The 25,379-nt window shown below is 70.9% G+C and carries 19 protein-coding genes and 1 pseudogene; 6 read left to right on the forward strand and 14 right to left on the reverse strand.

All coding sequences use genetic code 11. The annotated features are described in order from the left end of the window. Positions 1 to 34: 34 nt before the first annotated feature. From sbnB to FB563_RS42030, 4 genes are all read right to left on the reverse strand, one after another. A complete protein-coding gene (gene sbnB, locus FB563_RS42015) occupies positions 35 to 1,105 on the reverse strand; it encodes a 2,3-diaminopropionate biosynthesis protein SbnB (RefSeq protein WP_055707593.1) in 1,071 nt (356 codons plus the stop codon). Further along, positions 1,102 to 2,106, reverse strand: coding sequence for a TauD/TfdA family dioxygenase (locus FB563_RS42020; RefSeq protein WP_055707592.1), 1,005 nt, complete (start codon positions 2,104 to 2,106; stop codon positions 1,102 to 1,104). Before FB563_RS42020 ends, sbnB begins: the two co-directional genes overlap by 4 nt. 70 nt (positions 2,107 to 2,176) lie before the next feature. After that, positions 2,177 to 5,428 carry a non-ribosomal peptide synthetase gene (locus FB563_RS42025; protein WP_055707591.1) on the reverse strand — a complete coding sequence of 1,084 codons (3,252 nt, stop codon included), beginning with the start codon at positions 5,426 to 5,428 and terminating at the stop codon, positions 2,177 to 2,179. A 13-nt stretch (positions 5,429 to 5,441) separates the two neighbouring features. Next, positions 5,442 to 8,027: a Pls/PosA family non-ribosomal peptide synthetase gene (locus FB563_RS42030; protein WP_055707590.1), complete on the reverse strand. Its 2,586-nt coding sequence runs from the start codon at positions 8,025 to 8,027 to the stop codon at positions 5,442 to 5,444. Positions 8,028 to 8,388: 361 nt separating this feature from the next. On the opposite strand from FB563_RS42030, the gene FB563_RS42035 reads away from it, so the two are divergent. Both FB563_RS42035 and FB563_RS42040 read left to right on the forward strand, forming a co-directional pair. After that, positions 8,389 to 9,375 carry a L,D-transpeptidase gene (locus FB563_RS42035; protein ID WP_234357833.1) on the forward strand — a complete coding sequence of 329 codons (987 nt, stop codon included), beginning with the start codon at positions 8,389 to 8,391 and terminating at the stop codon, positions 9,373 to 9,375. 152 nt (positions 9,376 to 9,527) lie between these two features. Next, a complete protein-coding gene (locus FB563_RS42040; RefSeq protein WP_055707589.1) occupies positions 9,528 to 9,881 on the forward strand; it encodes a hypothetical protein in 354 nt (117 codons plus the stop codon). Positions 9,882 to 10,008: 127 nt separating this feature from the next. Here FB563_RS42040 and FB563_RS42045 read toward each other — a convergent pair whose 3' ends face one another. The 6 genes from FB563_RS42045 to FB563_RS42070 form a co-directional block, all read right to left on the reverse strand. Then, positions 10,009 to 11,127, reverse strand: a complete 1,119-nt coding sequence (locus tag FB563_RS42045) for a PP2C family protein-serine/threonine phosphatase (protein ID WP_055707588.1) — start codon at positions 11,125 to 11,127, stop codon at positions 10,009 to 10,011. 164 nt (positions 11,128 to 11,291) lie between these two features. Continuing rightward, complete coding sequence (locus tag FB563_RS42050; RefSeq protein WP_055707587.1) at positions 11,292 to 11,960, reverse strand: CoA transferase subunit B; 669 nt, start codon at positions 11,958 to 11,960, stop codon at positions 11,292 to 11,294. A gap of 2 nt (positions 11,961 to 11,962) precedes the next feature. Then, positions 11,963 to 12,763 carry a CoA transferase subunit A gene (locus FB563_RS42055; protein WP_055707586.1) on the reverse strand — a complete coding sequence of 267 codons (801 nt, stop codon included), beginning with the start codon at positions 12,761 to 12,763 and terminating at the stop codon, positions 11,963 to 11,965. Between the two features lie 225 nt (positions 12,764 to 12,988). Continuing rightward, positions 12,989 to 14,941, reverse strand: a complete 1,953-nt coding sequence (locus FB563_RS42060) for a helix-turn-helix domain-containing protein (RefSeq protein ID WP_055707585.1) — start codon at positions 14,939 to 14,941, stop codon at positions 12,989 to 12,991. 116 nt (positions 14,942 to 15,057) lie between these two features. Beyond that, entirely contained in the window at positions 15,058 to 16,455 is a 1,398-nt protein-coding gene (locus FB563_RS42065; RefSeq protein ID WP_199832891.1) for an MFS transporter, read from the reverse strand. A 129-nt stretch (positions 16,456 to 16,584) separates the two neighbouring features. Next, positions 16,585 to 17,412, reverse strand: coding sequence for a 3-hydroxybutyrate dehydrogenase (locus FB563_RS42070; RefSeq protein WP_055707584.1), 828 nt, complete (start codon positions 17,410 to 17,412; stop codon positions 16,585 to 16,587). Between the two features lie 456 nt (positions 17,413 to 17,868). Between FB563_RS42070 and FB563_RS42075 the strand changes: the two genes are divergently transcribed. After that, on the forward strand, positions 17,869 to 19,335 hold the full coding sequence (locus tag FB563_RS42075) for an extracellular catalytic domain type 1 short-chain-length polyhydroxyalkanoate depolymerase (protein ID WP_055710424.1): 1,467 nt from the start codon (positions 17,869 to 17,871) through the stop codon (positions 19,333 to 19,335). Here the strand turns inward: FB563_RS42075 and FB563_RS43400 are convergent. Next, positions 19,313 to 19,477, reverse strand: a complete 165-nt coding sequence (locus FB563_RS43400) for a hypothetical protein (RefSeq protein ID WP_159045635.1) — start codon at positions 19,475 to 19,477, stop codon at positions 19,313 to 19,315. The genes FB563_RS42075 and FB563_RS43400 overlap by 23 nt on opposite strands. 434 nt (positions 19,478 to 19,911) lie before the next feature. On the opposite strand from FB563_RS43400, the gene FB563_RS42085 reads away from it, so the two are divergent. Both FB563_RS42085 and FB563_RS43405 read left to right on the forward strand, forming a co-directional pair. Continuing rightward, a complete protein-coding gene (locus FB563_RS42085) occupies positions 19,912 to 22,041 on the forward strand; it encodes an amylo-alpha-1,6-glucosidase (protein WP_055710425.1) in 2,130 nt (709 codons plus the stop codon). 65 nt (positions 22,042 to 22,106) lie between these two features. After that, positions 22,107 to 22,313 carry a hypothetical protein gene (locus tag FB563_RS43405; RefSeq protein ID WP_159045636.1) on the forward strand — a complete coding sequence of 69 codons (207 nt, stop codon included), beginning with the start codon at positions 22,107 to 22,109 and terminating at the stop codon, positions 22,311 to 22,313. Here FB563_RS43405 and FB563_RS45700 read toward each other — a convergent pair. From FB563_RS45700 to FB563_RS42095, 3 genes and pseudogenes are all read right to left on the reverse strand, one after another. Then, a pseudogene (locus tag FB563_RS45700) lies at positions 22,310 to 22,402 on the reverse strand (serine protease); the annotation flags it as partial. The gene FB563_RS43405 and the pseudogene FB563_RS45700 overlap by 4 nt on opposite strands. A gap of 2 nt (positions 22,403 to 22,404) precedes the next feature. Then, on the reverse strand, positions 22,405 to 23,289 hold the full coding sequence (locus FB563_RS42090; RefSeq protein WP_055710426.1) for an alkaline phosphatase family protein: 885 nt from the start codon (positions 23,287 to 23,289) through the stop codon (positions 22,405 to 22,407). Between the two features lie 311 nt (positions 23,290 to 23,600). After that, complete coding sequence (locus tag FB563_RS42095; protein WP_055710430.1) at positions 23,601 to 23,825, reverse strand: hypothetical protein; 225 nt, start codon at positions 23,823 to 23,825, stop codon at positions 23,601 to 23,603. 654 nt (positions 23,826 to 24,479) lie between these two features. Here FB563_RS42095 and FB563_RS42100 point away from each other — a divergent pair. Continuing rightward, a complete protein-coding gene (locus tag FB563_RS42100; RefSeq protein ID WP_055710427.1) occupies positions 24,480 to 25,289 on the forward strand; it encodes a pentapeptide repeat-containing protein in 810 nt (269 codons plus the stop codon). The last annotated feature ends 90 nt before the right edge of the window (positions 25,290 to 25,379 follow it).

The following is a 25,379-nucleotide window of genomic DNA, read 5'->3' on the forward strand; positions in this document are numbered from 1 at the left end:
CGGACCTCCTGGTGCCGGGCCGAGGGCGACCGCCTCAGCCGTAGCGGCGAAGTTCGTGGAAGAAGTCATCGATGAGACGGAGGTGCCCGGCCCGGGACACCTCGTCGTAGACGTACTTGCCGACGGCGAGGTCGAGGACGCCGAGTCCGAAGGGCGAGAAGATCACGGGCCGGTCGGCCGGCGGTGTGGCGCGGCCGGCCATGACGTCGCTGAGCGTTCCGTCCAGGAAGTCACGGTTGCCGGTGAGCTGTTCCACCAGGTGGGGCGATGTGTCGGCCTTCAGGCAGTGCTCGACGTCATCGACGAAGTTGGCCGAGGCCAGCAGGACCTCGGGGGCGAGGTCGCGCAGGGACACGTGCAGGACCAGGGGGTTGTGGCCGAACCAGGCCGGGTCGCTGACGTGCGGCCGGCCGGCGATGGTGGCGAAGACCACGAGGTCGCTGGCGCGGACGAGGTCCTCGGCGCTGTCGTGGACGGTGATGGGCGCGGTGGTGCCGGTCTGCCGTAGATAGCCGCAGAATCCGGTGGCGCTGTCGGCGGACACATCGTGCACGCCGACCGCCTCGAAGGCCCAGCCCGTGCCGGTCAGGAAGGTGTGGATGTAACGGGCGATCAGACCCGTGCCGAAGAAGCCGACGCGGGTGGGGCGGGGGCGGCCGCGGCTGAGCCGGTCGGCGGCCAGCGCCGCCGACGCCGCGGTTCTGGTGGCGCTGATGATCGAGCTCTCCAGGCAGGCGAACGGATAGCCCGTTTCGTGGTCGTTGAGGATGAGCACCGCGCTGGCTCGCGGCAGCCCCGCGCCGACGTTCTGCGGAAAGCTGGAGATCCACTTCAGACCGTCCACGGGGGCCGACCCGCCGAGGGAAGCCGGCAGCGCGATGATCCGCGCCGTGGGGCGGTCGGGGAAGCGCAGGAAGTACGACGGCGGGTTGACCGTGTCACCGGCGTCGTGCAGCCGGTAGGCGGCCTCGACCAGTGCCACCAGGTGCTTCTCACGCCCGCTCAGTGCTCGCTGTACCTGGTCCCCCGTGATCACCGCGAAGGTCGGCGCGGGAGTCCGCTCGGGCATGGCCGGCTGGGCGGCGGTCGGCAGTACGTCGGTCATCGCTCGCTCGCCTCCGGGGCCGGGCAGTCGTCGGCCGGCCGAAGGGGCTCGGCCATGCCGACCAGGACCTGCCGCTGTCCGGTGAAGGCCTCTCTGCTGTGCGCGGTGCGGATGTTGTCCACGAGCAGCAGGTCACCGGCCTGCCAGGGGTCGCGCCGGGTGTGCGCCTCGTAGGTGGAGTTGATCAGCTGGACGACGTCCTCGCCGATCGGACTGCCGTCGCCGTAGCGGGTGTTGAACGGTAGTCCGTCCTCGCCGTAGACGTCGACCAGGTACTCGCGCACCTCCGGTGCCAGCGTCCACTCGTTGAGGAAGGCGATCTGGTTGAACCAGCAGCGCCGGCCCGTGCGGGGGTGCCGGACGACGGCGCTGCGGCGCTGCTCGGTGCGCAGTGTCCCGTCGGGCTGCCAGGTGAAGTCGATGGCGTTGGCCCGGCAGTAGCGTTCGATCTCGGCGCGGTCGCCGGTGCCGAACGACTCCGCCAGGCTCGCCCCGATCTCGTCGTTGTAGGTGCGGGTCAGCAGCCAGCCCTCCCGCTCGAACCGTTCGGTGAGCGCGGTGGGCAGGGCCTGCAGGACCTGTTCGGCGTCGGCGACCGCCGTCGCCCCGCCCTGTTCGGGCGCGGTGAGGCAGGCGAAGAGCATCAGACCGGGCACCTCACGTGGGTAACTCAGCTCGTGGTGCATGCACATCGGCTGGTTGGCCGGCCAGGTGGTGGACGCGTACAGGCCGGGGCGGTGGGCCTGACGGGGGGCGAAGGCCTCCCGTTCCGTCATCAGACCGTCGGTCAGACGCGCGAAGACGGCACCGACCTGATCGATGTCGCGCAGCCCGAGTCCGCGGACGACCAGCGCCCCGTGCTCGGTGACCTGCGCGCGCAGCGCGTCTCGGTACTCGGCCGCCCAGCTGGGGGCGTCGTCGAGGGGATCGACGTGCAGCAGGGCCGGCCTGTCCGGCCGCGGCTCGACATCGAGCGGTGATGCCAGGGATGAGAACGGCAACTCGGATTCCTTTCGGTCGACCGCCTGGGGTACGACGGGTCGCAGGAGGAGGCAAGTGGTGCGAGGGGTCTCAGGAGGAGGCGAGTGGGACGACGGTGCTCAGGACGGCCCGTGCCGCCTCGGCCGGACGGGTGCGCAGGAAGTAGTGGCCTCCGTCGGCGAGTTCGTGCAGATCGACGTGTTCGGCCAGGAGCAGCCAGTCGCGGCAGTGGTCGGCGTAGCCGGCGGTATGCGGGTCGTCGGCGGCGACGACCACCGTGACCGGCGCGGACAGCCGGGTCGGCGGCGGCGCTTCGAGAGCCTGGCGGAAGTAGCGGTGTGCGCAGACACAGTCGTGCCGGTAGGCCGCACCCAGGTGTTCGGCGTGCGGTTCGTTCAGCTCCGCCAGTTCCGGGTAGCCGCCGTCCGCGGACAGCCGTGCCGCGATCTCGGCGTCGCTCCGGCTGTTGAGCTCCTCGATCGCCGTGCGTCGGCCGGTGGCCGTGCCGAGGAGGTGTGCACCAAGGAACACCCGTGTCACGCGCACGCCTCGCTGCGTGAGCCTCCGGGCCGTCTCCATGGCCGGCGCGGCACCCGAGGAATGGCCCCACAGCATGACCTGGGTCAGGCCTCGCGCGGTGATCTCGGCGGTGACCTGCTCGGCCACCTGCTCGATCGTCGCGAACGGCTCGGGGTGTGCGGCCAGGCTGTGACCGGGGAGGTCCACGGCGAGTACCGCCACTCCCCCGGCCGCCAGCGCGCCTGCCAGCGGCTGGTAGTTGACGGCGTTGCCGCCCGCGTGAGGGAAGCACACCAACGTGCGCTCCGGCACACCGCTGCCGTGCGACAGGGGCAGCAGCAGTTCCGGACGCTGCCGGGCCGTGCCGTCGATGAGGGCGGCCAGGTCGGCGAGGACCGGGTGCCGGGTGATGTCCTTCAGGGACACCGACCGGTCGAGGGCGAGGCTGAGTTTGACCGCGGTCAGGGAGGTGCCCCCGGAGTCGAAGAAGTGGTCCGTACGGCTGATCCGCTCCTGCGGCACCCCCAGCAGCTCGGCCCAGGCCGCGGCCAGCCTCCGCTCGGTCGGGCTGAGCGGGCCGGCGTCGTCGCCCTCCTCCCTCTCCGGTGCCGATTCCTCGGCCAGTGCCGTCAGGGCCTTTCGGTCGATCTTGCCGTTGGCGGTCAGCGGAAGGCTGTCCTGCCAGTGGAAGGCCGATGGGACCATGTAGGCGGGCAGCGTCGCCCCGAGTGCCTCGCGCAGCACGTCCGGCTGCTGCCGTCGGCCGGAGTAGAAGGCGATCAGCTGCTTGCTGCCGCCGGACCTCTCGGTGACGACCACCGCGCCGTCCCGTACTCCGTCCACCCGCAGCAGGGAGTTCTCGATCTCGCCGATCTCGATCCGGAAGCCGCGGATCTTGACCTGGCTGTCCCGGCGGCCGAGGAACTCCAGCTTGCCCCCGGGGTGCCAGCGTCCCCAGTCCCCGCCCAGGTAGAGCCGCTCACCGGGCCGGTACGGGTCCGTCCGGTACGCCTCCCGGGTCCGCTCGGGATCGTTCACGTACCCCCGGCCCACGCAGACGCCGGAGAACGCGATCAGCCCCGGGGCGCCCAGCGGGACCAGCGACAGGTGCTCGTCCACGACGTAGACGCGCACGTTGTTGACGGGCCGCCCGAGCAGCACCCGGTCGGGCACGCCCCGGATGGCCTCGTGGTTGGTGTCGTCCGAAGTCTCCGTCAGTCCGTAGGCGTTGAGCAGCGCGATGCCCGGCTGGACCGCGAACCAGCGCTGGACCAGCTCCCGTTTCAGCGCCTCGCCGGTCACCGACACGCACCGCAGGTCCGGCAGTGCGCGCGGCTTCTGCTCCAGACGGGAGACCACGACCTCCAGGTAGGAGGGGACGAGCTGGGTCACGCCGACCCGGCCGCGCTCCAGCGTGTCGAGGAACCGCTCCACGTCCGTGATGACGTCCTGCTCGACCAGCAGGGTCCGCCCGCCGACCAGCAGGGGGGCCATGAGTTGCCACAGGGAGATGTCGAAGCACTGCGGGGCCGTCTGCGCCACCACGCAGCCCTCGCCGATCGCCAGGTCCTCGATCTTGGCGTACAGGTGGTTGAGCATGCCCGCGTGCTCGCACATCGCCCCCTTCGGCTCACCGGTGGAACCGGATGTGAAGTAGATGTAGGCGAGTTGGCCGGGGTCGACCTGAACGCCGAGGTCGTCGTCGGCGTGTGGTTCGGCGTATGCCTCCTCGACCGGGAGCTTCTCGACTCCCGGCAGTGTGGCCAGGGCCCGGTCGAGGGTGTGGGTACTGCCGGACTCGGTCAGGACCAGCCGGCACCCGGCTCGCGACAGCGTCGCCGCGATACGGCCGGCCGGGAAGTGCGGCTCGATGGGCAGGTACGCGCCGCCCGCCTTGAACACCGCCAGCATCGCCGCCGGCCAGTCCAGGTCGCGCTCGGTGACGACGGCGACCACGTCCTCCCGGCCCAGCCCCCTGGCCAGCAGCGCTCGGGCCAACCTGTTCGCGCGCCGGTTGAGCTCGTCGTACGTCCACTCCCGCTCGCCGTGTACGGCCGCCACCGCCTGCGGATGTGCCCGCACCCGCTGCTCGAACAGTTCATGTGGCCGCGCGTCGGGCAGCGGCCGCTCGGGCCCTGCCAGGCCTTCCAGCTGCTCTCGCACCTCTTCGGCCGACAGCAGGCTCTGCCGCGTGTGGTCGGCGTCCGGATCCTGTGTCATCAGCCGCAGCGCCGTCACGTGGTAGCCGCCGACACGGGCAGCGGCCTCGGCGTCCAGCACGTCCGTGCGGTAGCGAAGGCGCAGCGTCAGCCGTCCGCCCCGGTCGGACCAGCGCACCTGCAGGACGCCGTCGTCCGCGTGGGCCTCGTCGGCCCCGATGGGACCGAACACGGTCTCGTACGGCGGTTCCGTCAGCCCCAGCTCCCGCCGCAGCTTCTCCACCGGGAACTCCCGGTGCGCCAGCACCTCCGCCTCGGCGTGCTCGGCGGCCGACAGCAGGGCCTGCCAGGTCCCCGGCGGCACAGCGGACCGGCACGGCAGGGGCTCGCCGCGCACACCGGTGGTGTAGCCCGTGACCACTTCCGGCTCGCCGGACAGCACCGCCAGCACCTTGACGTGCGCGGCCAGCAGCAATGCGCTGACCGGTACTCCCCGGTGCCGGACCAGTTCCCGCACCGCCTCGGTCACGTCGTCCGGCACCGGCAGCTCGTGCTCGCCGGCTCCCGGCACCGGCTCCCGAACCCACCGCGGCACGGTGGTGACACCGCCGGCGGTCAGTACCCGGCTCCAGAACTCCCGGTCCGCTTCCACGCCCGTTCCCATCGAATGGCCTTCCTCAACTCGCTGTCACTGCAATGGTGTTGGGCGAAGACGCTGCCCGGCCGAGGTCGATGGACCGGCTGCCGCTCCCGGGCATGTCCACCGCGGGATTGCCGCCCCACTGTGCGTTCCTGGGGACTTCCTCGCCCTTCATGAGGAAGGAGTCGGGTGCCAGCACCGAGCCGTCGCCCATGGTCACGCCGTAGTGCACATGGGCTCCGACGCCCAGCGTGCAGCCGGTGCCGAGCGTGGTGCGGTCGGACTTGAAGGTGCCGTCCTCCTGCGAGTGGCACTGGATCTTGCTGCCGGCGTTGAGGGTGCACTCGTCGCCGATGGTGGCGAGCGTCCGCTCGGTCAGGTAGCAGCCGTCGTCGAAGACCCTGCTGCCGATGCGGACGCCCAGCAGCCGCCAGACCAGACTCTTGAAGGGAGTTCCGTTGAAGACGTTGAGGAAGTGGTCGGGAACCTTCCACAGCCGCTCGTGCCACCAGAAGTACGGGTCGTAGATGGAGCACAGACGGGGGCGCAAGGCACGGAACGACGTGATGCAGCGCTCCACCAGGATGAAGTACGCGGTGGAGAAGCCGAGGGTGAGCGCCAGGTATCCGGCGATCACCACGTGTCCGACCACGCCGTACAGATCCACCGAGGCGAGAGCGAACAGGGTGAGCGCGAAGGTGTGCAGCCACCGCACTAGCAGCATGAGCACCATGGAGCGAAGGTTGTAGCGGTTCTTCGCGGCGAGCCGGCGGCGCAGGGTGTCGCCCGTCCTGAGATGGTCGAACCGTGCGTCACGGTCCACCGAGCGGGGGATCTCGAAGCACGGTGAGCCGAGGAGTCCCACGCCTTCGCGGACCTCGCCGTCGAGGGGAACCATCACCTTCGTCGCGAGCAGGCAGTTGGCCCCCGTCCTGCCGCCCGCCGGATAGGCGATGTTGTTGCCCAGGAAGTTGTGCGGGCCGATCGACACCCGGGACAGCCGGAAGGACGTACTGGAGAAGTCGGCGTTCATGATCGAAAGTCCGTCGGCGACCATCGTTCCGCTGCCGACGGAGACCAACAGGGGTGTCTCGTGCTGCACTTCCGTGCCGAAGTTCGACCCGGTCTGCTCGACCCGTGACAGGTCGTATCCGAGTCCGCGGAGGTAGTGCACGATGTAGGAGCTGTCGCCGAAGAGCCAGGCGAAGAACTTGATGTTCGTCATGCGCGCCGTGGCCCGGTGGAGCGCGTAGTGGAATCCGTACAGCGGATAGACCCTGTCGGGCTTGACGACCAGACCGACCAGGCGCGGAAGGGTGCACAGGGCCACCAGTCCCAGGGCGGCGCACCCGAAGAACAGTACGAGGGAGAGCACCAGGGCGTCGGAGACCAGTTCGGACCGGGACAGTGCGGCCGTCTGCGGGTCGAGTCGCTTGCCGATCGCCGGTACCTCGGTGAAGAGCATGTACGCACCGCCGACGGCCAGCGGGACGTAGAGGAAGAACAGCTGCACCAGGGTGCCGAGGCCGAACCAGGCCCGCCGCGCGGTGCCGCAGTCGGCCGGAGCGACCCGGACGTAGTCGGTCCGGGTGGGCTCGGCCGGGCATCCGTGCCAGTGTTCGCCGTCCGGGACCGCCTGGCCGCGGTACAGGGCGGACGCGTGGCCGAGCTGGGCACCGTCCCCCATCGACGTGTCGATGTCCAGGACGGTCTTCTCACCGACGAAGACGTCGCTGCCGAGGGTGATCCGGCCGGTCTGGATGTGTCCCGCGTGGGCCCGGTAGCCGAGGAAGAACGAGTCCTTGCGGATCACCGTGCCCGCGCCGATCGTCAGCAGGTCGGTGCAGACCGGGACCGAATGGGAGAGGATCGTGACTCCCTTGCCGATCCGCGCGCCGAGGGCCCGCAGATACAGCACGTACAGCGGAGTCCCGGTGAGGAACACCATCGGATTGGCGTGCAGCAGTACCTTGACGAGCCAGAAACGCAGGTACGTCGGACCCCAGACGGGGAACTCACCAGGTCGCCAGCGGCCGATGAGAACCCATTTCGCGACGACCGGGAGCGCGCACAGCGCGACGAACCCGATGCCTCCGAAGAGCAGCGACCGCAGATAGACGTCGGCCACGCCCGAACCGGTGGCGATCCACTCGTAACCCGCGGCGGTGACGAATCCGGAGACGAGGGAGTAGCCCAGGAAGACCAGTAACTGGATGGTTCCGCAGAGCAGATGGCTCTGCGGTCTCCCCTGCGGCCCCGGAGCCGGCTCCGGCGCGGGCGCCGGCTCCGACGGGGCGTCCGCCGGCTCGACGGGAGCGACGGCCGTCTCCCCGAGGGCCGCCGTCAGGCCCTGGATCGTGGGGTGTTGATAGATGTCTCTCATGGACGGGGACGGCAGATCCGCTGTTTTCCTTATTCGCGCACAGAACTGGGCCATGACCAGGGAGTTGGCGCCGAGGTCGGCGAAGAAATGGGCGTCGACCGGGACGCGCTCGACACCCAGGAGGTCGGCCAGTGCCTCCGCCAGCTGCCGCTCGGTCTCCGCTCGCCTGGGGCCGCCGTCGCTCGGCGCGACGGCAGGTTCGTCCGGCTCCGACACGACCTGGGGGGACTGCTCCACCATGCGATCTCCTGGAGAACGTAGATGTTCCTGATCACGGTCCGGCGGATTCAGTTTGTCCAGATAGATGCGTTCCTGCCACCTTCCCGGCGATTCAACCGCCGGGAAGAGCGATCCGTACGGTCATGTTCCCCTGGTATCTGGCCAGGTCGGCCAGCACCTGACTCACCTGAACGGCGGTCCCCCGGACGGCAGCGCGCTCCTCGGGCGACTCGCGATGCGGCCCTCACGACTCTCGCCCCGGTGGTGCGCACCGAGTTTTGAGACAGGTTTTACGCAACGCGCGCAACTGTGCCCGGTGTGCCGGCTGTCTGACAGGGGGTCGGGCCCATGAGGGCCGAGGAGCGAGAGAGCGGGGCAGGTCGTGGGACGGCGCAAGGGCGGCATAGGGATCGCACTCGTCACGGGGGCGATGCTGGTGGGCGTGACTGCCTGCGGTGGGGGCGGCAGCAACAAGGCGAGCGGGGACGACGCCAAGGCGTCGGGCAGGCCGAGCGCGAGCGCCTCTCCGTCACCGACGAAGCCCGCGGGGCCGCCGATGCTGCTGGACACGATCACCCCGCAGTCGGGAACCACGGTCGGCGTGGCCATGCCGATCTCGGTGGTCTTCACCAACCCGGTGGCGGCAAAGGCCCGGGCCGCGGTGGAGAAGCACATGAAGGTGAGCGCCTCACAGCCGGTGGCCGGCGCCTGGCACTGGTTCGGCGACAGGCGCGCCGACTGGCGGCCGAAGACGTACTGGCCCTCCGGTACGAAGGTGAAGATCGACGCGGACCTGAACGGCGTCAGCAACGGCAACGGTCGCTACGGCGTGCGCGCGTACACGCACACCTTCCAGATCGGCGACGACGTACGGGCCGACGTCTCGGTCACCGGCCACACCATGAAGGTGACCCGCAACGGCAAGCTGGTGCGCACACTGTCGATCAATGCGGGCAGCGCCGAGTATCCGACGTGGAACGGCACGATGGCCGTCATCGACAAGGAGGAGAAGGTACACATGACCTCCTGCAGCGTCGGCATCAGCTGCGACAAGGGCAGCCCCAACTACTACGACCTGACGCTGCCCTGGGACGTCCACCTCACCCAGTCCGGCACGTACGTGCACTACTCGACCGGCGACCCCTATCCGGGCAGCGGCAGCGCCCGCGGCTCGCACGGCTGCGTCCACCTGTCCATGGCGGACGCCAAGTGGTTCTACGGCCAGGTCAAGCAGGGCGACCCCGTCACCATCACCGGCTCGCCCCGCGCCAAGGCCTCGGCCGACAACGGCTACGCCGACTTCAACCTGGGCTGGGACCAGTGGCTCGTGGGCAGCGCGTCCGGGGAGGGGACGACCGCCACGCTGTGACGCCGAGGGTGACGCTTGTCGTACAAAGTAGAGCGAAAGGATTGACACAGCGCATGGGGCGCCACTAATCCCAAATCGCTACAAAACGTGCAGATATTCTCACGTTGAGTAGTCAACCCGGGGCTTGGTGTCCCGGCAAGAAAGGGTGAACCATGCGCAGAATTCAGCGTGCCGCCGTCGTAGCCGCGGCGGCCGCGAGCCTGTCCGTCCTCGGCGCAGGCGTCAGCTTCGCAGGCGGCCACGGCGCCCCTCCGCAGATCACCGCCGTGGCCAACTCCCAGGCCACCGCCATGGCCGTCGGGGGCGGCACCGCGGTAGCCAACTCAGAGGCCACCGCGGTGGCCACGTGGGGCGGCTACGAGTACAACCAACCGCGCTACGCCCCGCAGTCGGCTCCTTATGCCGCCCCGCAGACAGCCCCAGCTCCTTACTCCGCCCCGCAGGCAGCGCCGGAGACAGCGCCGCAGGCCGCTCCGTACTCCGCGCCGCAGTACGTCACCAACTAACGGCTCGAAACCGGCCGCCGAGTCCGGGCGGCCCTTGCCGGGTGTCAGGTCCAGGGTCGCCCCGGGGCGCCGCCTTCCGGCGGTCGTCGCCCGGGCCGTCCAGGGCCTGGACCCGGCTTCCAGGCGCCTACCCCGAGGGCTCGTGAGGCCCGGGGTGCCTGGAGCGGACGGCGACGGCGGCGATGTCGTCGTCGAGCCTCCCGCCGCCGTAGTGGAGGAGGTCTCGGTGAAGCTGGTCCAGCAGCTCGCGGGGCGCCGCCGGGCCGAGCTGCCGCATCCACTCCGCCAGCGGGAAGAACGTGCCGCTGCGGTCCCGGGTCTCGGTCACCCCGTCGGTGTAGAGCAGCAACTGGTCGCCCGAGGCGAAGGCGACGGTGTCGACGTGGTAGTCGTCCCCGAGGAGCGCCGAGAGATTGAGGGGCGGCGAGGGGACCGTGGGCTCAAGGACGCGGATCTCTCCGCTCTGCATCAGCAGTGGCGGAGGGTGCCCGCAGTTGAGGACTTTCACATGCCCACCGGCGTACGGGATCTCGGCGATCAGAGCGGTGGCGAAGTGCTCGGGCTGGTCCGGATCGATGATCGCGAGGCTGTAGCGGCACATGCTGGTCTCCAGGCGATGGATGATGCCCCTCAGGTCGGGCTGGTCGTACGCGTTCTCCCGGAAGCAGTTGATCACCGCTGAGGCCGCCCCCACCGCCGACAGCCCCTTGCCCCGCACGTCACCGATGAGCAGCCGAACCCCGTACGGTGTGTCGGCCACCTCATAGAAGTCACCTCCGATCCGGGCCTGCTCCTGGGCCGCCAGATACAGCGACTCGATCTCGACGTCCTGGACCCGGCGCGGCAGCGGACGCAGCAGCACCTGCTGCGCCGCGTCGGCGACGAGCCGGATCTGGAAGAGTGTCTCCTCCCGCTGGAGCCGCAGGTGGCTGGTATAGGCGGCCGCCAAAGTGACCGCGACGATCGCAGCCGCCGTGTAGGGCGTGCCCAGATCGGTGTACACGAGGCTGAGCCCGATCATGACCAGCAGGCAGAACGCCCCCAGCAGGATCGTCGCGAGCACGGGCCACATCGCGGCGGCGAGGGCGGGCGCGGCGGGCAGGAGACGGCTGAAGGCGATCTCCCTGGGGGTGGCGAAGGCCAGGGCGGCGATGACGACGGTGAGGATCAGGGGGGACAGCAGTACGGGCTCGCGTGGGCCACCGTACGGAGGGCGGTGACGCCGCGGCCGTCCTGTCCTGATCACAAAGGTATCTTATCGGGGCATAACGGGCTTCGTTGTACGAGAGCGCATGCTGCCTGAACAGTGTCGATACACTCCACCGCTTACTCCCCACACTGACGGGGCGGGGCGCGAGCGATCGATCAGGACGTTCGAAACTTTCGACGGCAACCCCAGGAACAGCCGGCTCAATTTCGCCGGACATTTCGGAGGGCGTCCACGGCCTCGTCGATCCGGAGCGGGGCGCCGGTCGCGGCCCGGACCTCCTCCGCTGTGATGCCGGGCGCGGTCTCGACCAGTCTCAGTCCCGCGGCGGTGACGTCGATGACGGCCAGGTCGGTGATGATCCGGTCGACCACGCGGCGGCCCGTGGCGGGCAGGGTGAGCTCGTCGACGATCTTGGGGGAGCCGTCCTTGGCGACGTGCTCCATGACGACCAGCAGCCGACGGGCGCCGTGGACCAGATCCATCGCACCGCCCATGCCCTTGACCATCTTGCCGGGGATCATCCAGTTGGCCAGATCGCCACGGGCCGAGACCTGCATGGCACCCAGCACGGAGACGTCGATCCGGCCGGCCCGGATCATCCCGAAGGAGAAGGCCGAATCGAAGTAGGCGGTGCCCGGGATGGTGGTCACCGTCTCCTTCCCCGCGTTGATCAGGTCGGGGTGCTCCTCGCCCTCGTACGGGTAGGGGCCGACGCCCAGGATGCCGTTCTCCGAGTGCAGCACCACATGCACCCCGTCCGGCAGGTGGTTGGGGATCAGGGTGGGCAGGCCGATGCCCAGATTGACGTACTGGCCGTCGCGCAGTTCGCGGGCGGCGCGGGCGGCGAGTTGGTTCCGGTCGAGCGGCATGGTCACTTCTCCTCGGAGTCGGTGCGCGATGTGGTCGCTGCGGCGCCGGTGCGCGCCGGCCGCACGGTGCGGCGCTCGATGCGCTTGTCCAGCGAGTGATCGACGGCGACCACCCGGTCCACGTACACGCCCGGCAGGTGGATGTGGTCCGGCGGCAACTCCCCGGGTTCGACGATGCGTTCGGCCTCCACCACGGTCACGCGGCCCGCCATCGCGCACAGCGGGTTGAAGTTGCGCGCCGCGGCGTGAAACACGCAGTTGCCGTGCCGGTCCGCGACGGCCGCACGCACCAGCCCGAAGTCGGCCGTGATGGCTTCCTCCAGCAGGTAGCGGCGGCCGCCGAACTCCCGTGTCTCCTTGGGCGGGGAGGTCACCGCGACGCCGCCGTCAGGGGTGTGGCGCCAGGGCAGGCCGCCCTCCTCCACCTGGGTGCCCACCCCTGCCGGGGTGTAGAAGGCGGGGATGCCGGTGCCGCCGGCCCGCAGCCGCTCGGCGAGCGTGCCCTGCGGCGTCAGCTCCACCTCCAGTTCGCCGCAGAGGTACTGGCGGGCGAACTCCTTGTTCTCCCCCACGTAGGAAGACGTCATCCGGGCGATCCGGCCGGTCCGCAGCAGCAGGCCCAGTCCCCAGTCGTCCACACCGCAGTTGTTGGACACGACCCGCAGACCGGATGGGCCGGCCTCGGCCAGCGCGGCGATCAGCGTCGACGGGATTCCGCACAGGCCGAAGCCGCCCACCGCGAGGGTCGCACCGTCGGGGATGTCCGCCACTGCCCGCCCGACCGCGGCCATCACTTTGTCCATGCCGTTTCCTTCCCCACCGGGATTCGTTCCGTTCTTCGGCCCGGCCCGCCCGCCGTGGCGCGACGGAGACCAGGCATTCCTCACCCTTACGGCACCGGACGTCACCGACCATGTGTGACGTCGCTACGAATGGGCCGGCAGGCACGGTGCTCGCCACCATGTCTCCAGGGGGTCTGCGGAGCAGGCGGGATGGAGGAGTTGTGAGACCGGCCGCCCCGGACGGTGTCAGGCTTCCGACAACAGGTGCAGGCGCAGGGCGAGTTGGAGTTCCAGGGCCCGCTCGGGGGCGTTCCAGTCAGGGCCGAGCAGCGCCTGGATGCGCTCCAGCCGCTGCACGACGGTGTTCACATGCACGTGCAGCTCCTCCTTGGCCCGGGTCAGGCTCCCGCCGCAGCCGAAGTAGGCGTGCAGGGTGCGCACCAGTCGGGTGCCGCGCTGGGCGTCGTACTCGAGCAACGGTCCCAGGGTGGTGGCGACGAAACCGCGCACGTCGTGGTCCTTGCCCAGCAGCACCCCGAGGAAGCCGAGCTCCGCGGCGCACGCTCCGGTGCCGTCGCGGCCGAGCACGTGCAGGGCCTTCAGACAGCGCGCGCTCTCGGCGTGGGCGTCGGCGATCGCCCGTGGGCCTGTGGCGGGTCCGGCGCCGGCCACCGTGACCGGCGCGCCGGCCAGTTGGGTGAGCTGCCCGGCGGCGACCCGGGCCGCCTCGCCCGGCCCGGTGCCGTCGTCCGGCAGCAACAGCACGACGGCGCCCTCGTGTTCCGCGCTGCCGCTGCCGCATCCGAACAGGTACTGCACCGCCGCAGCGGCGAGCCGCTCCCCGGCCGCGTCTCCGGCCGCGGCGGCGAGCACCAGGTGGGGCCGGTTCAGGTCGATGCCCAGACGGCGGCCACGGTCCACCAAACCGGACGGGTCGCGGTCGGGCGCGGTGAGCAAGTCGGTGATGAGGTCGCCACGCACCCGGTTCTCGGTCTCGGCGACCGAGCGTCGCAGCAACAGCAGCAGAGCGGTGACGACGCCGCTGCGCTCGAACAGGCGCCGGTCGGGCCCGTCCAGCTCCGGGCGTCCGTGCAGGACCAGGCAGCCGAGCAGTTCCTGCCCGGCCAGCACGGCGCAGACCCAGCGGCCGTCGCGGAACACCGCGTGGGCGGCGGCGCGTGAGCTCTCGGCGGCGGCGACCAGGGCCGCGGCGTCCGCGGCACTCACGGCGTCCGGTGGGCCCCAGGTGAACACGCCGTCGTCCCCGGCGGCCTTGGTGAGCGGCCACCCGGCGCCGTCGTGCACGACGACGGCACCCTGCAGCAGGCCCGCCACGGCGGCGGCCACGTCCGAGATGTCACCGCCGCGCAGCACCAGATCGGTGAGCCGGTCGTGGGCCTCCTCGGCGCGCTGCATGGCGGCGGAGTTCTCCCGGATGACGGCGTTGGCCTCGGCGAGCTCGGCGAGCGCCGCCCGTGCGTCGGCCATGGCCTTGGCGGTGTCGATGGCGATGGCGGCGTGGGCGGCCAGCGAGCACAGCAGCGCGACCTCGTCGGGAGAGAAGGTGCGTGGCGTGCGATCCGCTGCGAAGAGCGCGCCGATGACCTGCCCGCCGCTGCCGGAACCCAGCAGCAGCGGTACGCCGAGGATCGCGACGAGGCCCTCGTCCAGGACCCCGGCGTCGATGCTGCCGGTGTGCAGGAACCGGCCGTCGGTGCGGTAGTCCGGGGACGCGTAAGGGCGGGCGGTCTGCGCGACGAGGCCGCCGAGGCCTTCACCGAGTTGCAGGCGCAGGTTCTGGAACAGCTCCGACACCGATCCGTCGGTGACCCGCATATAGGTGTCCCCCGCCTCCTCGTCCGGCAGCGTGAGGTAGGCCGTGTCGGTGCCGAGGAGCATGCGGGCGCGGCGCACGATGGAGCGCAGTACGGCGTCGAGGTCACGCAGCGCCGCGAGGTCGCCGGCGGTGTCGAAGAGGGCGGTCAGCTCCGCCTCGCGGCGCCGGTGCTGCCTGAGCACGCTCTGGACGCGCAGCGCTGCTTCGGTGGCCTGCTCGACTTGAGCGAGTTCCGCCGCCGGGATGCTGCTGCGCCGCGCCTCGGCGGCGACTGCTCCGAGGTCCTCGGCGGGAGCGCCCTCGGCGAGGAGGTCGAGCAGCCTGCGCAGGTGCGGGGCGACGTGGGTGGGTTCTTGGGGCATGGGCGGGCCATCGTTCGGGAGTCGGTGAGGCGGTGGGACCGGTCAGCGGTGACAGCGGGGGCCGGGTCTCCCGACCGGAGAGACCCGGCCCCCGGTCGGGGACTCGGCGACGGGCGTCAGGTGGAGGCGGCCGTCTGCTGGTCCGCGGTGGGCCGTGCGGCGGTGTCGTCCGGGTCGATGGCGGCCAGATCGGTGCCGCGGGTCTCCCGGGCCGCGATGACGGCGATCACGGTGATCAGGGCGGCCAGACCGACGTACACCGAGATCGGGGTGGAAGTGCCGTAGGAGCTCAGCAGCGCGGTGGCGATCAGCGGGGCGGGGGCGCCTGCGGCCACCGAGGAGAGCTGGGCACCGATGGAGGCACCGGTGTAGCGCATCCGGGTGGCGAACAGCTCGGAGAAGAAGGCGGCCTGCGGGGCGTACATGGCGCTGTGGAAGACCAGGCCGACGGTGACGGCGAGCACGAGCGCGGGGAAGGACCTGGTGTCGAGCAGGCCGAAGAAGGCCCAGGACCACAGGCCCACGCCGACCGCACCCACCAGGTACACCGGCTTGCGGCCGATCCGGTCGGAGAGCGCACCGAACAGCGGGATCAGGCAGAACTGCACGGCCGAGCCGATCAGCACGGCATTCAGCGACGTCTGCTTGCCGATCTTCAGATGGTCCACGCAGTAGGTGAGGACGAAGGCGGTGATCACGTAGTACGAGATGTTCTCGGCCATCCGGGCGCCCATCGCGACCAGGACGTCGCGCCAGTGGTTGCGCAGGACGGCGACGAACGGCAGCTGCTCGGCCTTCTGTTCGGCCTTGCGCCGCTCGGCCTTGGCGAGTGCTTCCTTGAACAGCGGGGACTCGTCGACCGACAGCCGGATCCACAGGCCGATCATGACCAGTACGGCCGAGAGCAGGAAGGGCACGCGCCAGCCCCAGGAGTTGAACGCGTCGTCGCTCAGCAGGCTGGTCATCAGGGAGAGGACGCCGACGGCGAGCAGGTTGCCGGCCGGGGCGCCGCCCTGCGGCCAGGAGGCCCAGAACCCGCGCTTTCGGGGGTCGCCGTGTTCGGACACGAGCAGCACGGCGCCGCCCCACTCTCCGCCGAGAGCGAAGCCCTGGATCAGACGCAGGGTGGTGAGCAGCAGCGGAGCGGCGACGCCGATGGTGTCGTAGCCGGGGACGCACCCGATCAGGGCGGTGGAGACGCCCATCATCAGCAGGCTGATGACCAGGAGCTTCTTACGGCCCAGGCGGTCGCCGAAGTGACCGAAGACGACGGCGCCGACCGGGCGGGCGGCGAAGCCGATGGCGTAGGTGAGGAAGGAGAGCAGGGTGCCGGTCAGCGGGTCCGACTCCGGGAAGAACACGTGGCCGAAGACCAGCGCGGCGGCGGAGCCGTAGAGGAAGTAGTCGTACCACTCGATGGTGGTGCCGATCAGGCTGGCCGCGACGATCTTGCCGAGACCGCCTGGTCTTCCGGAGGTGCCTGGGTCGTTCACGGCGGTGTGAGCGCTGGGCATGGTTGTCACCGTTTCGGAGTGAGAAGGGAGCGGATCCGCCGGGCTCGGCCGGTGTCGGGTGACGGTCGAGCGGGTCCGGGGGCGAGTGGATGGGGACAGACGGGGACAGGGGCAGACCGGGAAAGGCCGTCAGTGGGCCGTCCAGCCGCCGTCGAGGGGGATCGAGCTGCCTGTGATATAGCCGCTGCGCTCGGTGCAGAGCCACAGGGCCGCCGCGGCGACCTCCGCCGGCTCGATCAGGCGCTTGATCGCGGTGCGCTCCAGGAACACCTGGTCCGTCACGTCTGCCGCCGGTATGCCGTGGGCGGCGGCCTGGTTGGCGATCTGTTCCTCGACGAGCGGGGTGCGGACGTAGCCGGGGTTGACGCAGTTGCTGGTCACACCGTGCGCGGCTCCCTCCAGGGCGACCACCTTGCTCAGTCCCTCCAGGGCGTGCTTCGCGGCGACGTACGCCGATTTGTAGGGGCTGGCCCGCAGGCCGTGCACGGAGGAGACGTTGACCACCCGGCCCCACTCCCGCGCGTACATGTGCGGCAGGGTGCGGCGCAGGATGCGGAACGGGGCCTCCACCATGACCCGTTGGATCAGCGTGAAGCGCTCCGGGGGGAACTCGTGCAGGGGAGCGACGTGCTGCAGACCCGCGTTGTTGACCACGATGTCGGCGTCGTCCGGCAGCATGTCCACGGCCTCGGACTCGGAGAGGTCGGCCACGACGGCGATGCCGCCGATCGCCTCCGCCACCTCCTTGGCGGCCTCCGCGGCCCGGTCCACCACGTAGACCTCGGCCCCGGCCGCGGCGAAGTGCTCGGCACAGGCCCGGCCGATTCCACTGGCCGCGCCGGTGACCAGGGCTTTGCGGCCCGCGAGGAATCGGGTCGAGCCCGCCGCGGACACCGCGGCAGCGCTCGGTCCGGGGAACTGGGGAGGACTCTCGGCGGAGTTCCTGGTGCTTTCCATGGCGGAACACGGTAGGGAGGAACCCGAAGGTGAGACACGTGGGCCGACGACATATTTACGCAGCATCAGGTGGGTGCCAGCACTATGTCCCGACGATCGCCGGCCGGTGCGGCGGGCGGGGGCTTCCGCGAATGTCCGATACGCCCCCTCACCCATGGCGTCCGGGCCCTGCTCATGCCACGACGGGATCGCCGACACCATGTGTGCGCGAGCCACGTCGGCTACGGCTTTCCTGGCCGCCCTTCACATGTCGTGGGTCGGCAACCGGTCGTACGGTCCGCTTCGAGTGAGCCGGTACGACGGCGTGCCCTGGCACCGGCGCATCGCACCGGCCGGCACGGGACGGGCCGGGACGGGCCGGCCGGCCCTGCTCTGCGAAGCGCCCGGCCAGGGCACCGGGCAGCGTCCGTGCTCCCCCCTTCCCCACTCCTCTCCCCCACCCATAGGAGCCGCCCCATGCGTTCCACCCCTGTGCGCACACTCTTCAGGCGCGCCGCTCTTGCCGCCGGGCTCGGGGCCCTCGCCGCGGGCCTGGGCCTGGTCACTCCCCTCACCCCGGCCGCAGCTGCCGCCGGCACCCTCCAGCAGGTCACGAACTTCGGTTCCAACCCCGGCAATCTGGCGATGTACGAGTACGCGCCGGCGAACCTCCCCGCCGGCGCTCCGCTGGTCGTCGCCCTGCACGGCTGCACCCAGTCGGCGAGCGACTACCACTCGCACTCCGGCTGGCAGAAGTTCGCCGACCAGTGGGGCTTCGCCGTGGTCTATCCGCAGACCGGCACGGCCAACAACAGCCTGTCCTGCTTCAGTTGGTTCGACTCGGCCAAGGACACCCGCGGCAAGGGCGAAGCAGCCTCGGTCGTGCAGATGGTCGACACGGCCGTGGCGCAGTACAGCTCGGACCGCACCCGGATCTACGTCACCGGCCTGTCCGCCGGCGGCGGTATGACCGCCGACCTGCTCGCCGACTACCCGGACGTGTTCGCCGGCGGCGCAGTCGACTCCGGGCTTCCCGCACAGTGCGCCACCACACAGAGCGCCGCCTCCGGGTGTCAGTACAGCAACCAGAACCTCACCCCGAGGCAGTGGGGCGACAAGGCACGCGGCTCCTACCCGGGCTACACCGGGCCGTGGCCACGCGTGGCGATCTGGCAGGGAACCTCGGACACCACCGTGGCGCCGGTCAACGGCACAGAACTGCGCGACCAGTGGACCGATGTCTGGGGCATCGGACAGACGGCCTCGAGCACCCGGAACCTCACCGGCGGCACCACCGAGAGCGTCTACAACGACTCCGCGGGCCAGCCCGCCGTCGCCCTCTTCTCGGTCTCCGGCATGGCCCATGGCCTCGCGGTCAACCCCGGTTCGGGCGCCGACCAGTGCGGCAGCACCGGCACCTACTACCTCAACTACATCTGCTCCAGCTACTACACCGCGAAGTTCTGGGGGCTGGACGGTTCCGGCAGCGGCGCCGGCAGCAGTTCCCTGCCGGCGCCGTCCGGGGTGACGGTCACCGGAACCACCGACACCAGTGCGTCGCTGTCCTGGAACGCCGTCAGCGGCGCCGCCTCGTACAACGTCTACCGCGACGGCACGAAGGTCGGTGCGGCGACGGGTACGTCGTACACCGACGTCGGCCTGTCCGCCGGCACCTCCTACCGGTACACCGTCGCCGCGGTCGACTCCACCGGTGCCGTCGGTGCGTCCTCCTCGGCCGTCACGGCGACCACGACCGGCGCGGCTCCGCAGTGCTACACCGACAACAACTACAACCAGGTGGCGGCCGGCCGCGCGCACCAGAGCGGTGGTTACACCTACGCCAACGGCTCCAACCAGAACATGGGGCTGTACAACGTCGCCATCACCCACACGCTCAAGGAGACCTCCTCGGGCTACTTCGTCATCGCCGACGCCGGTTGCTGAACATGGGGGCCGCCGCGCTGCCGTCGCGTACGACGAGCGCCGGCTCCAGCAGCAGCCGTACGGCGACGTCCCGTCCGGGCAGGGCGCCCCTGGGCGACGAGGTGTTCGACCGCGGCGTCCGTGCCCGAGGCGCCGTCGACATCGACCCTGTCACCGATCTGCCGGCCCGACCACATCCGGCCGAAGCCGACGAAGGGCACCCTCGATCGCCATGGTCGGTACCGCTGAGCACACAACCGCCGACCTCGTGCTGGGCGAGCAACTCCTCGTATCCGTCGAGGCCGGGGCCGCCGGGCGGGCAGGCCCAGAGCAGGATCCGGTAACCGGCCTCGTCCGCGGCCTGCGGCAGGGCGTGCAGAACGCGGTCCAGGGCGGGTTGTCCGGTCGGCGCCGGCTGAATGCCGTAGCCGATCAGTCTGCTGGAGCGGGTGCGCAGCGTCTGCGCGGCGCGGCTGGGGCGGTACCCCGTCTCGCCGGGCGGCCATCGCGAGGGTCACCGGGCCGCCTTGACTGCCACGGCTCTGGCAACTGACTTAGTGTCTTTGGGACGATCCAACGCTGGGAGGTTCCACTTCCTTGGACACCCATGGCAAGCTCCAGGACACCGACGGCCCGGCCGGGCCACCCGCGTCCGCCGTCCCGGGCCTGCAGCCGTTCCTGCACGAGTCGGTGGTCACGCTGCACGCGCCGAGCCTCGCGGTCTCGCGCGCGGACGGGCAGCTCAGCGAGGGTGCGGACGGCTTCTACCACGGCGACCGCAGAGCGCTTGCCCGGTTGACCGTCTCGGCCGAGGGCATCCCTCTGGCGCCGGTCCAGGGCGGACTGCGGGGAGCGGATCGCGCGGACTTCCGGGCGATCCTGCGCGGCCTCGGCGAGACCACGCCGGACCCGGCCGTCGCCCTGCACCGGCGCCGCCGCCTGTCCGCCGGCCGGCTGGAGGAGACCTTCGAGATCACCAACTCGGGTACCGAGCACGTACGCCTCCGCATGACGGTGCACGCCGGGACGGACCTCGCCGCGATGGAGCAGGTGAAGTCCGGGCAGGTTGTGCCGCCGCTGCCGCCGCAGGCCCTGGACACCGGGGCCACCGGCTTGTCCTGGACCGGCGGCGACTTCGCCGTGACCCTGGTCAGCGAACCCGCCCCGACCGCCCTCGGGCTGACGCCGGGTCATTTGGCGTACGACATCGCCCTCCAGCCAGGTGCCTCGTGGAGCGTTACGCTGACCTGCACCGCGGCCTACAGCGACGGCGACCGGTTCCCGGCCCCTCCCCACGGGCAACTCCCCTGGCGGACCCCCCGGACACGCAGTGCGGACCGCAGGCTCGACCGCTGGCTGGAGCAGTCACTGACCGACCTGGACCGGCTGCGCCTGACGGACCCCCGCTCCCCTGCCCCGGACCGTCCGGACCAGTTCCTGGCCGCCGGAGCCCCCTGGTACCTGACCCTGTTCGGCCGCGACTCGCTCTGGGCCGCCCGGATGCTGCTGCCGATCGGCACCCGCCTCGCCGCCGGCACCCTGCGCACGCTCGCCCGCCGGCAGGGCACCGCGACCGACCCCGCCACCGAGGAACAGCCGGGCAAGATCCTGCACGAGGTACGCCGGGACTCACTGCGCCACGGCGGCGGGCTCTTCCTGCCTCCCGTGTACTACGGCACGGTCGACGCCACCCCCCTGTGGATCACCCTCCTCCACGACGCCTGGCGCTGGGGCCTGCCCCCGGAGGAGGTCGAACCGCTGCTGCCGCACGCCGAGTCGGCACTGGCCTGGGTGCGCGATCAGGCGGAGGCGAGCGGCGACGGCTTCCTCAGGTATGTCGACCACACCGGTCAAGGCCTGTCCAACCAGGGCTGGAAGGACTCCAACGACTCCATCCGCTTCCGCGACGGCCGCCTCGCCGCCGCGCCGATCGCGCTGTGCGAGGTCCAGGCGTACGCCTGTGAGGCGGCACACGGCGGGGCGTCCCTGCTGCGGGCGTTCGGCCGGGCCGGGGCCGAGGAGTGGGAGGAGTGGGCCGAGCGGCTCGCCGAGCGGTTCCGCAGGCGCTTCTGGGTGGAGGACGCGTACGGCCCCTACCCCGCCGTCGCCCTGGATCGCGACGGCCGCCCGGCGGACGCGGTGACCTCGGGCTTCGGTCACCTGCTGGGCACGGGACTGCTCAACGAGGGGGAAAGCGCACTGCTGGCCGCCCGCCTCACCGACCGCGACCTCGACGCCGGGCACGGTCTGCGCACGCTGAGCAGCGACTCGGTGGGCTTCAATCCCTATGGCTACCACACCGGTTCCATCTGGCCGCACGACACGGCCATTGCCGTACACGGCCTGGTCAGGGCCGGTTTCCCGGACGCTGCGGCGTCCTTGGCGAGCGGTCTGCTGACCGCGTCGGCCGCCTTCGACGCCCGCCTCCCCGAACTCTTCGCCGGCCACGGCTGCGAGGCCGGCCCCGGTCCGGCCCCCTACCCGGCGTCCTGCCGCCCCCAGGCATGGGCGGCCGCCTCCTCGGTCCTGGTGCTCCAGGCCGCCCTCGGCCTCCACGCGGACGTCCCCGCCGGCACGGTCACCGTGGCCCCCGGATTCGCCCGGGCCTACGCACCGCTCACCGTGACCGGCCTCCAGGCCGGTGGGGACCGGCTGGACGTCACGGTCACGACCGACGGAACGGTGCACGTGAGCGCGCCGCGAGGACTGACCGTGGTCGCACCTTGATACGGCCGCCCGTCCGTCCGGCGGCGCGGCATCGCTCCGCCGGGGTGGCCACTGATCGCCGCTTCATGGATGCGGGCACCCACGAGGACGTATGCGCGTTCCCGGACGCGCTGGTGCGCTGGTACTCGTCCGGCCGCAGCGTCGTTGCCGACGCGTCGGCGCACAGCTGCCCTGTCACCGGCGAGCCGCCTGCGGGCGTTCAGCTGCCGGCAGGCGGCTCGACGGTCGTGGTCGCGCCGTCCGGCGGATGCCGGCGCGGTGGTGGCTGGTAGACGCTGACTCCGTAGGCGCTGAGCGCCTCGGAAGCCGGCCGGCGGAACGTCGTGCCGCCGGTGGCGCAGTCGCCGCCGGCGCTCCGCAGGGTCAGTTCCAGATACCGGTGATGTCGGAGGCGTTGGCCGCGGCCCCGGCGTGCGTGGTCAGCCCGGCCAGGTCCTCGAGGGTGCGGAGCGTGTCGTAGTGGTTGTAGTGCGTCGAGGTGGAGCTGCCCGGCGCGACGTGCGCGCCGTAGAAGACGGTGGCGATGTGGTTGCTGTGCGAGCTGTCGTCCTCGTCGAAGGTGACGGCCAGGATGCTGTTGTGTGTCTTGGCCCAGGTTGCGTAGGCGCCGAGGTTGTTCTTCAGCCAGTTGTCGCCCGTCGTGATGGAGCAGTCGTGCATGTCGTTGCACAGGTTCGGGACGACGAACGAGACCTTGGGCAGGGTGGTGTAGTCCGTCGGGAACTGGGTGAAGGTGTGCGCCGTGTTCAGCGGGACGTTGCTGAAGCCGAACCACGGGTTGTGCTTCCGGGCGTACTTGGTGGCGGAGTTGGTGCACACCGTGGAGCCCTCGGAGGGCAGGCCCTCGTTGTAACTGCCCCAGGTCTTGCCCGCGGCGATGAGCTCGGAGCCGAGGTTCGCGGCGCTGCTGAACTGCGGGGTGTAGCAGTTGTCGTTGGTGATGCCCTGGTTGTTGCCGGAGAACAGGTCGAGGTAGTTCGGCTGGCTGGGGTGGGTGATGGCGAACGAGTTGGTGAGGTTGCCGCCACCGGCCTTCAGCGTGTTGTTCAGGTACGGGGCGCTGGTGCTGCCGATGACCTGCTCGTAGGAGTGGTTCTCGAACACCACCACGATCACGTGGTCGGGTGTGGGAAGACCTGCGGCCTGCGCGGCCGGGGCGGCGACCCACATCCCGGCCAGGGCGGCGGGGAGGGCGGTGACGAGGGAGAGCGTCCGACGGGAGCGCTTGATGCGGGACAGCAAGGACACGGTGGGCCTCCTGTGTGAGCGGTGAGCGGGGAGGTTCTCCACTGATCAGGTCCTTTCTGATCAGGCGGTAGGAGAGTAGAGGTGCGCCATCGCGGCCTTCAGGTGCCTGGCAGTGAAGACCCGTCAAACAGTCGTTGGCTCCCGGTGCCCCTGCCGCTCCTTGTATTCACCTGTCGGAGGATTGTCCCTGTATCGGGCGCAGCGCCCCGCCGCACGGTGATCAGGGCGGTCCCGAGCCGCCGTCACGAGGAAGCGTTGCCGCGGTGTTCAGGTGCCGGCCCGTTGACAACAGCGCGGACGGCACCGGCCGACTACACCTCCCCGGTGGCGAACAGCTCCAAGTGCCCGCACTTGGGGCAGCGGAACGCCTCTATCTGCCGCCGGGGCCGGCCCATCCGCTTGGCACCCCCGAAAATCCCCCGCTCCAAAGCCCCTTCGATCCAGCGCGCGTAGCCACGCGAGTGCTCGCCGGCATCCTCGATGAAACCCTCCACCAGACCGACGGTGCCGCAGTGAGTGCACGTGTAGTTGTCCATCCGGTGAGTGTAGAAAACGGTGGAGTGCCGACCGCGTTCAACGGTTGCCGCCAGGTGGAGCACACAGCGCCGGGAAAGGTTCGGCAGCCGCCGGTGCACGTCGGCTGAGAACCGCAGGATCACGGCGCCCCGGCCGGAATCGCACCGTGCGCCGGGCCCACCGGAGCCGGGCGACCGCCACCCCGGCCGTCGCTCGGGGTGTCATGTGCCGTCTGCGAGAATGGACGGCGTTCTCGCAGCGCCGCGGTACGCGGTGGTCATCGCCCCACAGGAGCAGGCACGGTGTCGCCACAGCACGGAACCCCCTCTTCCTCCGGAGAGCGGAAGCGCCCCGCTGCGGGCGAGGGCCGGAAGCAGCCCTCCTCCACGGCAGGACGCAAGGAGTCCCTTGCCGACGGTGGGCAGGGGCGTCCGTCCCCGGCGGGCGAGCGCAAGAGTCCATCCGCAGGGCAGGACGGGGAGCGTGCCACGGGCCGGGGCCGCGAGCACACCGCCCCCACGGGCCAAGGTCGCGAGCGCGCCACCGTCGGCATGGACCGCAAGGCGCAGCAGACCGGGAAGAGCCGTGAGGCCCGGACGGCCCGGAAGAACCGGCCGGGGCAAGGAGGGCACGACCGCGCGGCATCGCACGATCCCGGAACGTCCCGGGATGCCATGGCCTCCCAGGAGCGCAAGGATCTGCAGGCCGATTGTGCCGACTGCTTCGGCCTGTGCTGTGTGGCCCTGCCGTTCGCCCGCTCCGCCGACTTCGCCGTCAACAAGCCGGCCGGACAGCCCTGTTCGAACCTCCAGTCGGACTTCCGCTGTGGCATCCACGCGCAACTGCGTGACAAGGGCTATCCCGGCTGCACCGTCTTCGACTGCTTCGGCGCCGGACAGAAGGTGTCCCAGGTCACCTTCGGCGGCACCGACTGGCGTCAGGCACCGAAGACGGCGCGCTCCATGTTCGAGGTCTTCCCGGTCATGCGGCAGCTGCACGAGTTGCTGTGGTACGTCGCCGAGGCCCTCGACCTCGCACCGGCCCGCCCCGTCCACCAGGAGCTGCGGCGGGCCATGGCCCGCATCGACGGCCTGACCCGCGGCAGCGCCGAGTCGATCACCGGGCTGGATGTGAACGCGGTGCGCGCCGAGGTCAACACGCTGCTGCTGCGGGCCAGCGAGCTGGCCCGGGCCGGCGTGCCGGGCCGCAAGAAGAGTCACCGCGGGGCCGACCTGATGGGCGCGAAGCTGGCCGGCGCCGACCTCCGGGGCGCGAGCCTGCGCGGCTCCCTGCTCGTAGCCGCCGATCTCAGCGGGGCCGATCTGCGCGATGCCGATCTGATCGGGGCGGACCTGCGCGACGCCGACCTCGGCGGGGCCGACCTCACCGGCGCGCTGTTCCTCACCCAGGCACAGGTGAACGCGGCCAAGGGAGACGCGGCGACCGCGCTGCCTCCCACGCTCAGGCGCCCCGCGCACTGGTAGGAGCGGGGATCTCCACGGCGGTCACCGCCGGCTCGTGGCGGACCCGCCGCCGCGCCCGTCGCCTGCCGAAGTCCGGCTGGGACCGCGCCT

It is taken from the genome of Streptomyces puniciscabiei, from assembly GCF_006715785.1.
Lineage (GTDB): Bacteria > Actinomycetota > Actinomycetes > Streptomycetales > Streptomycetaceae > Streptomyces > Streptomyces puniciscabiei.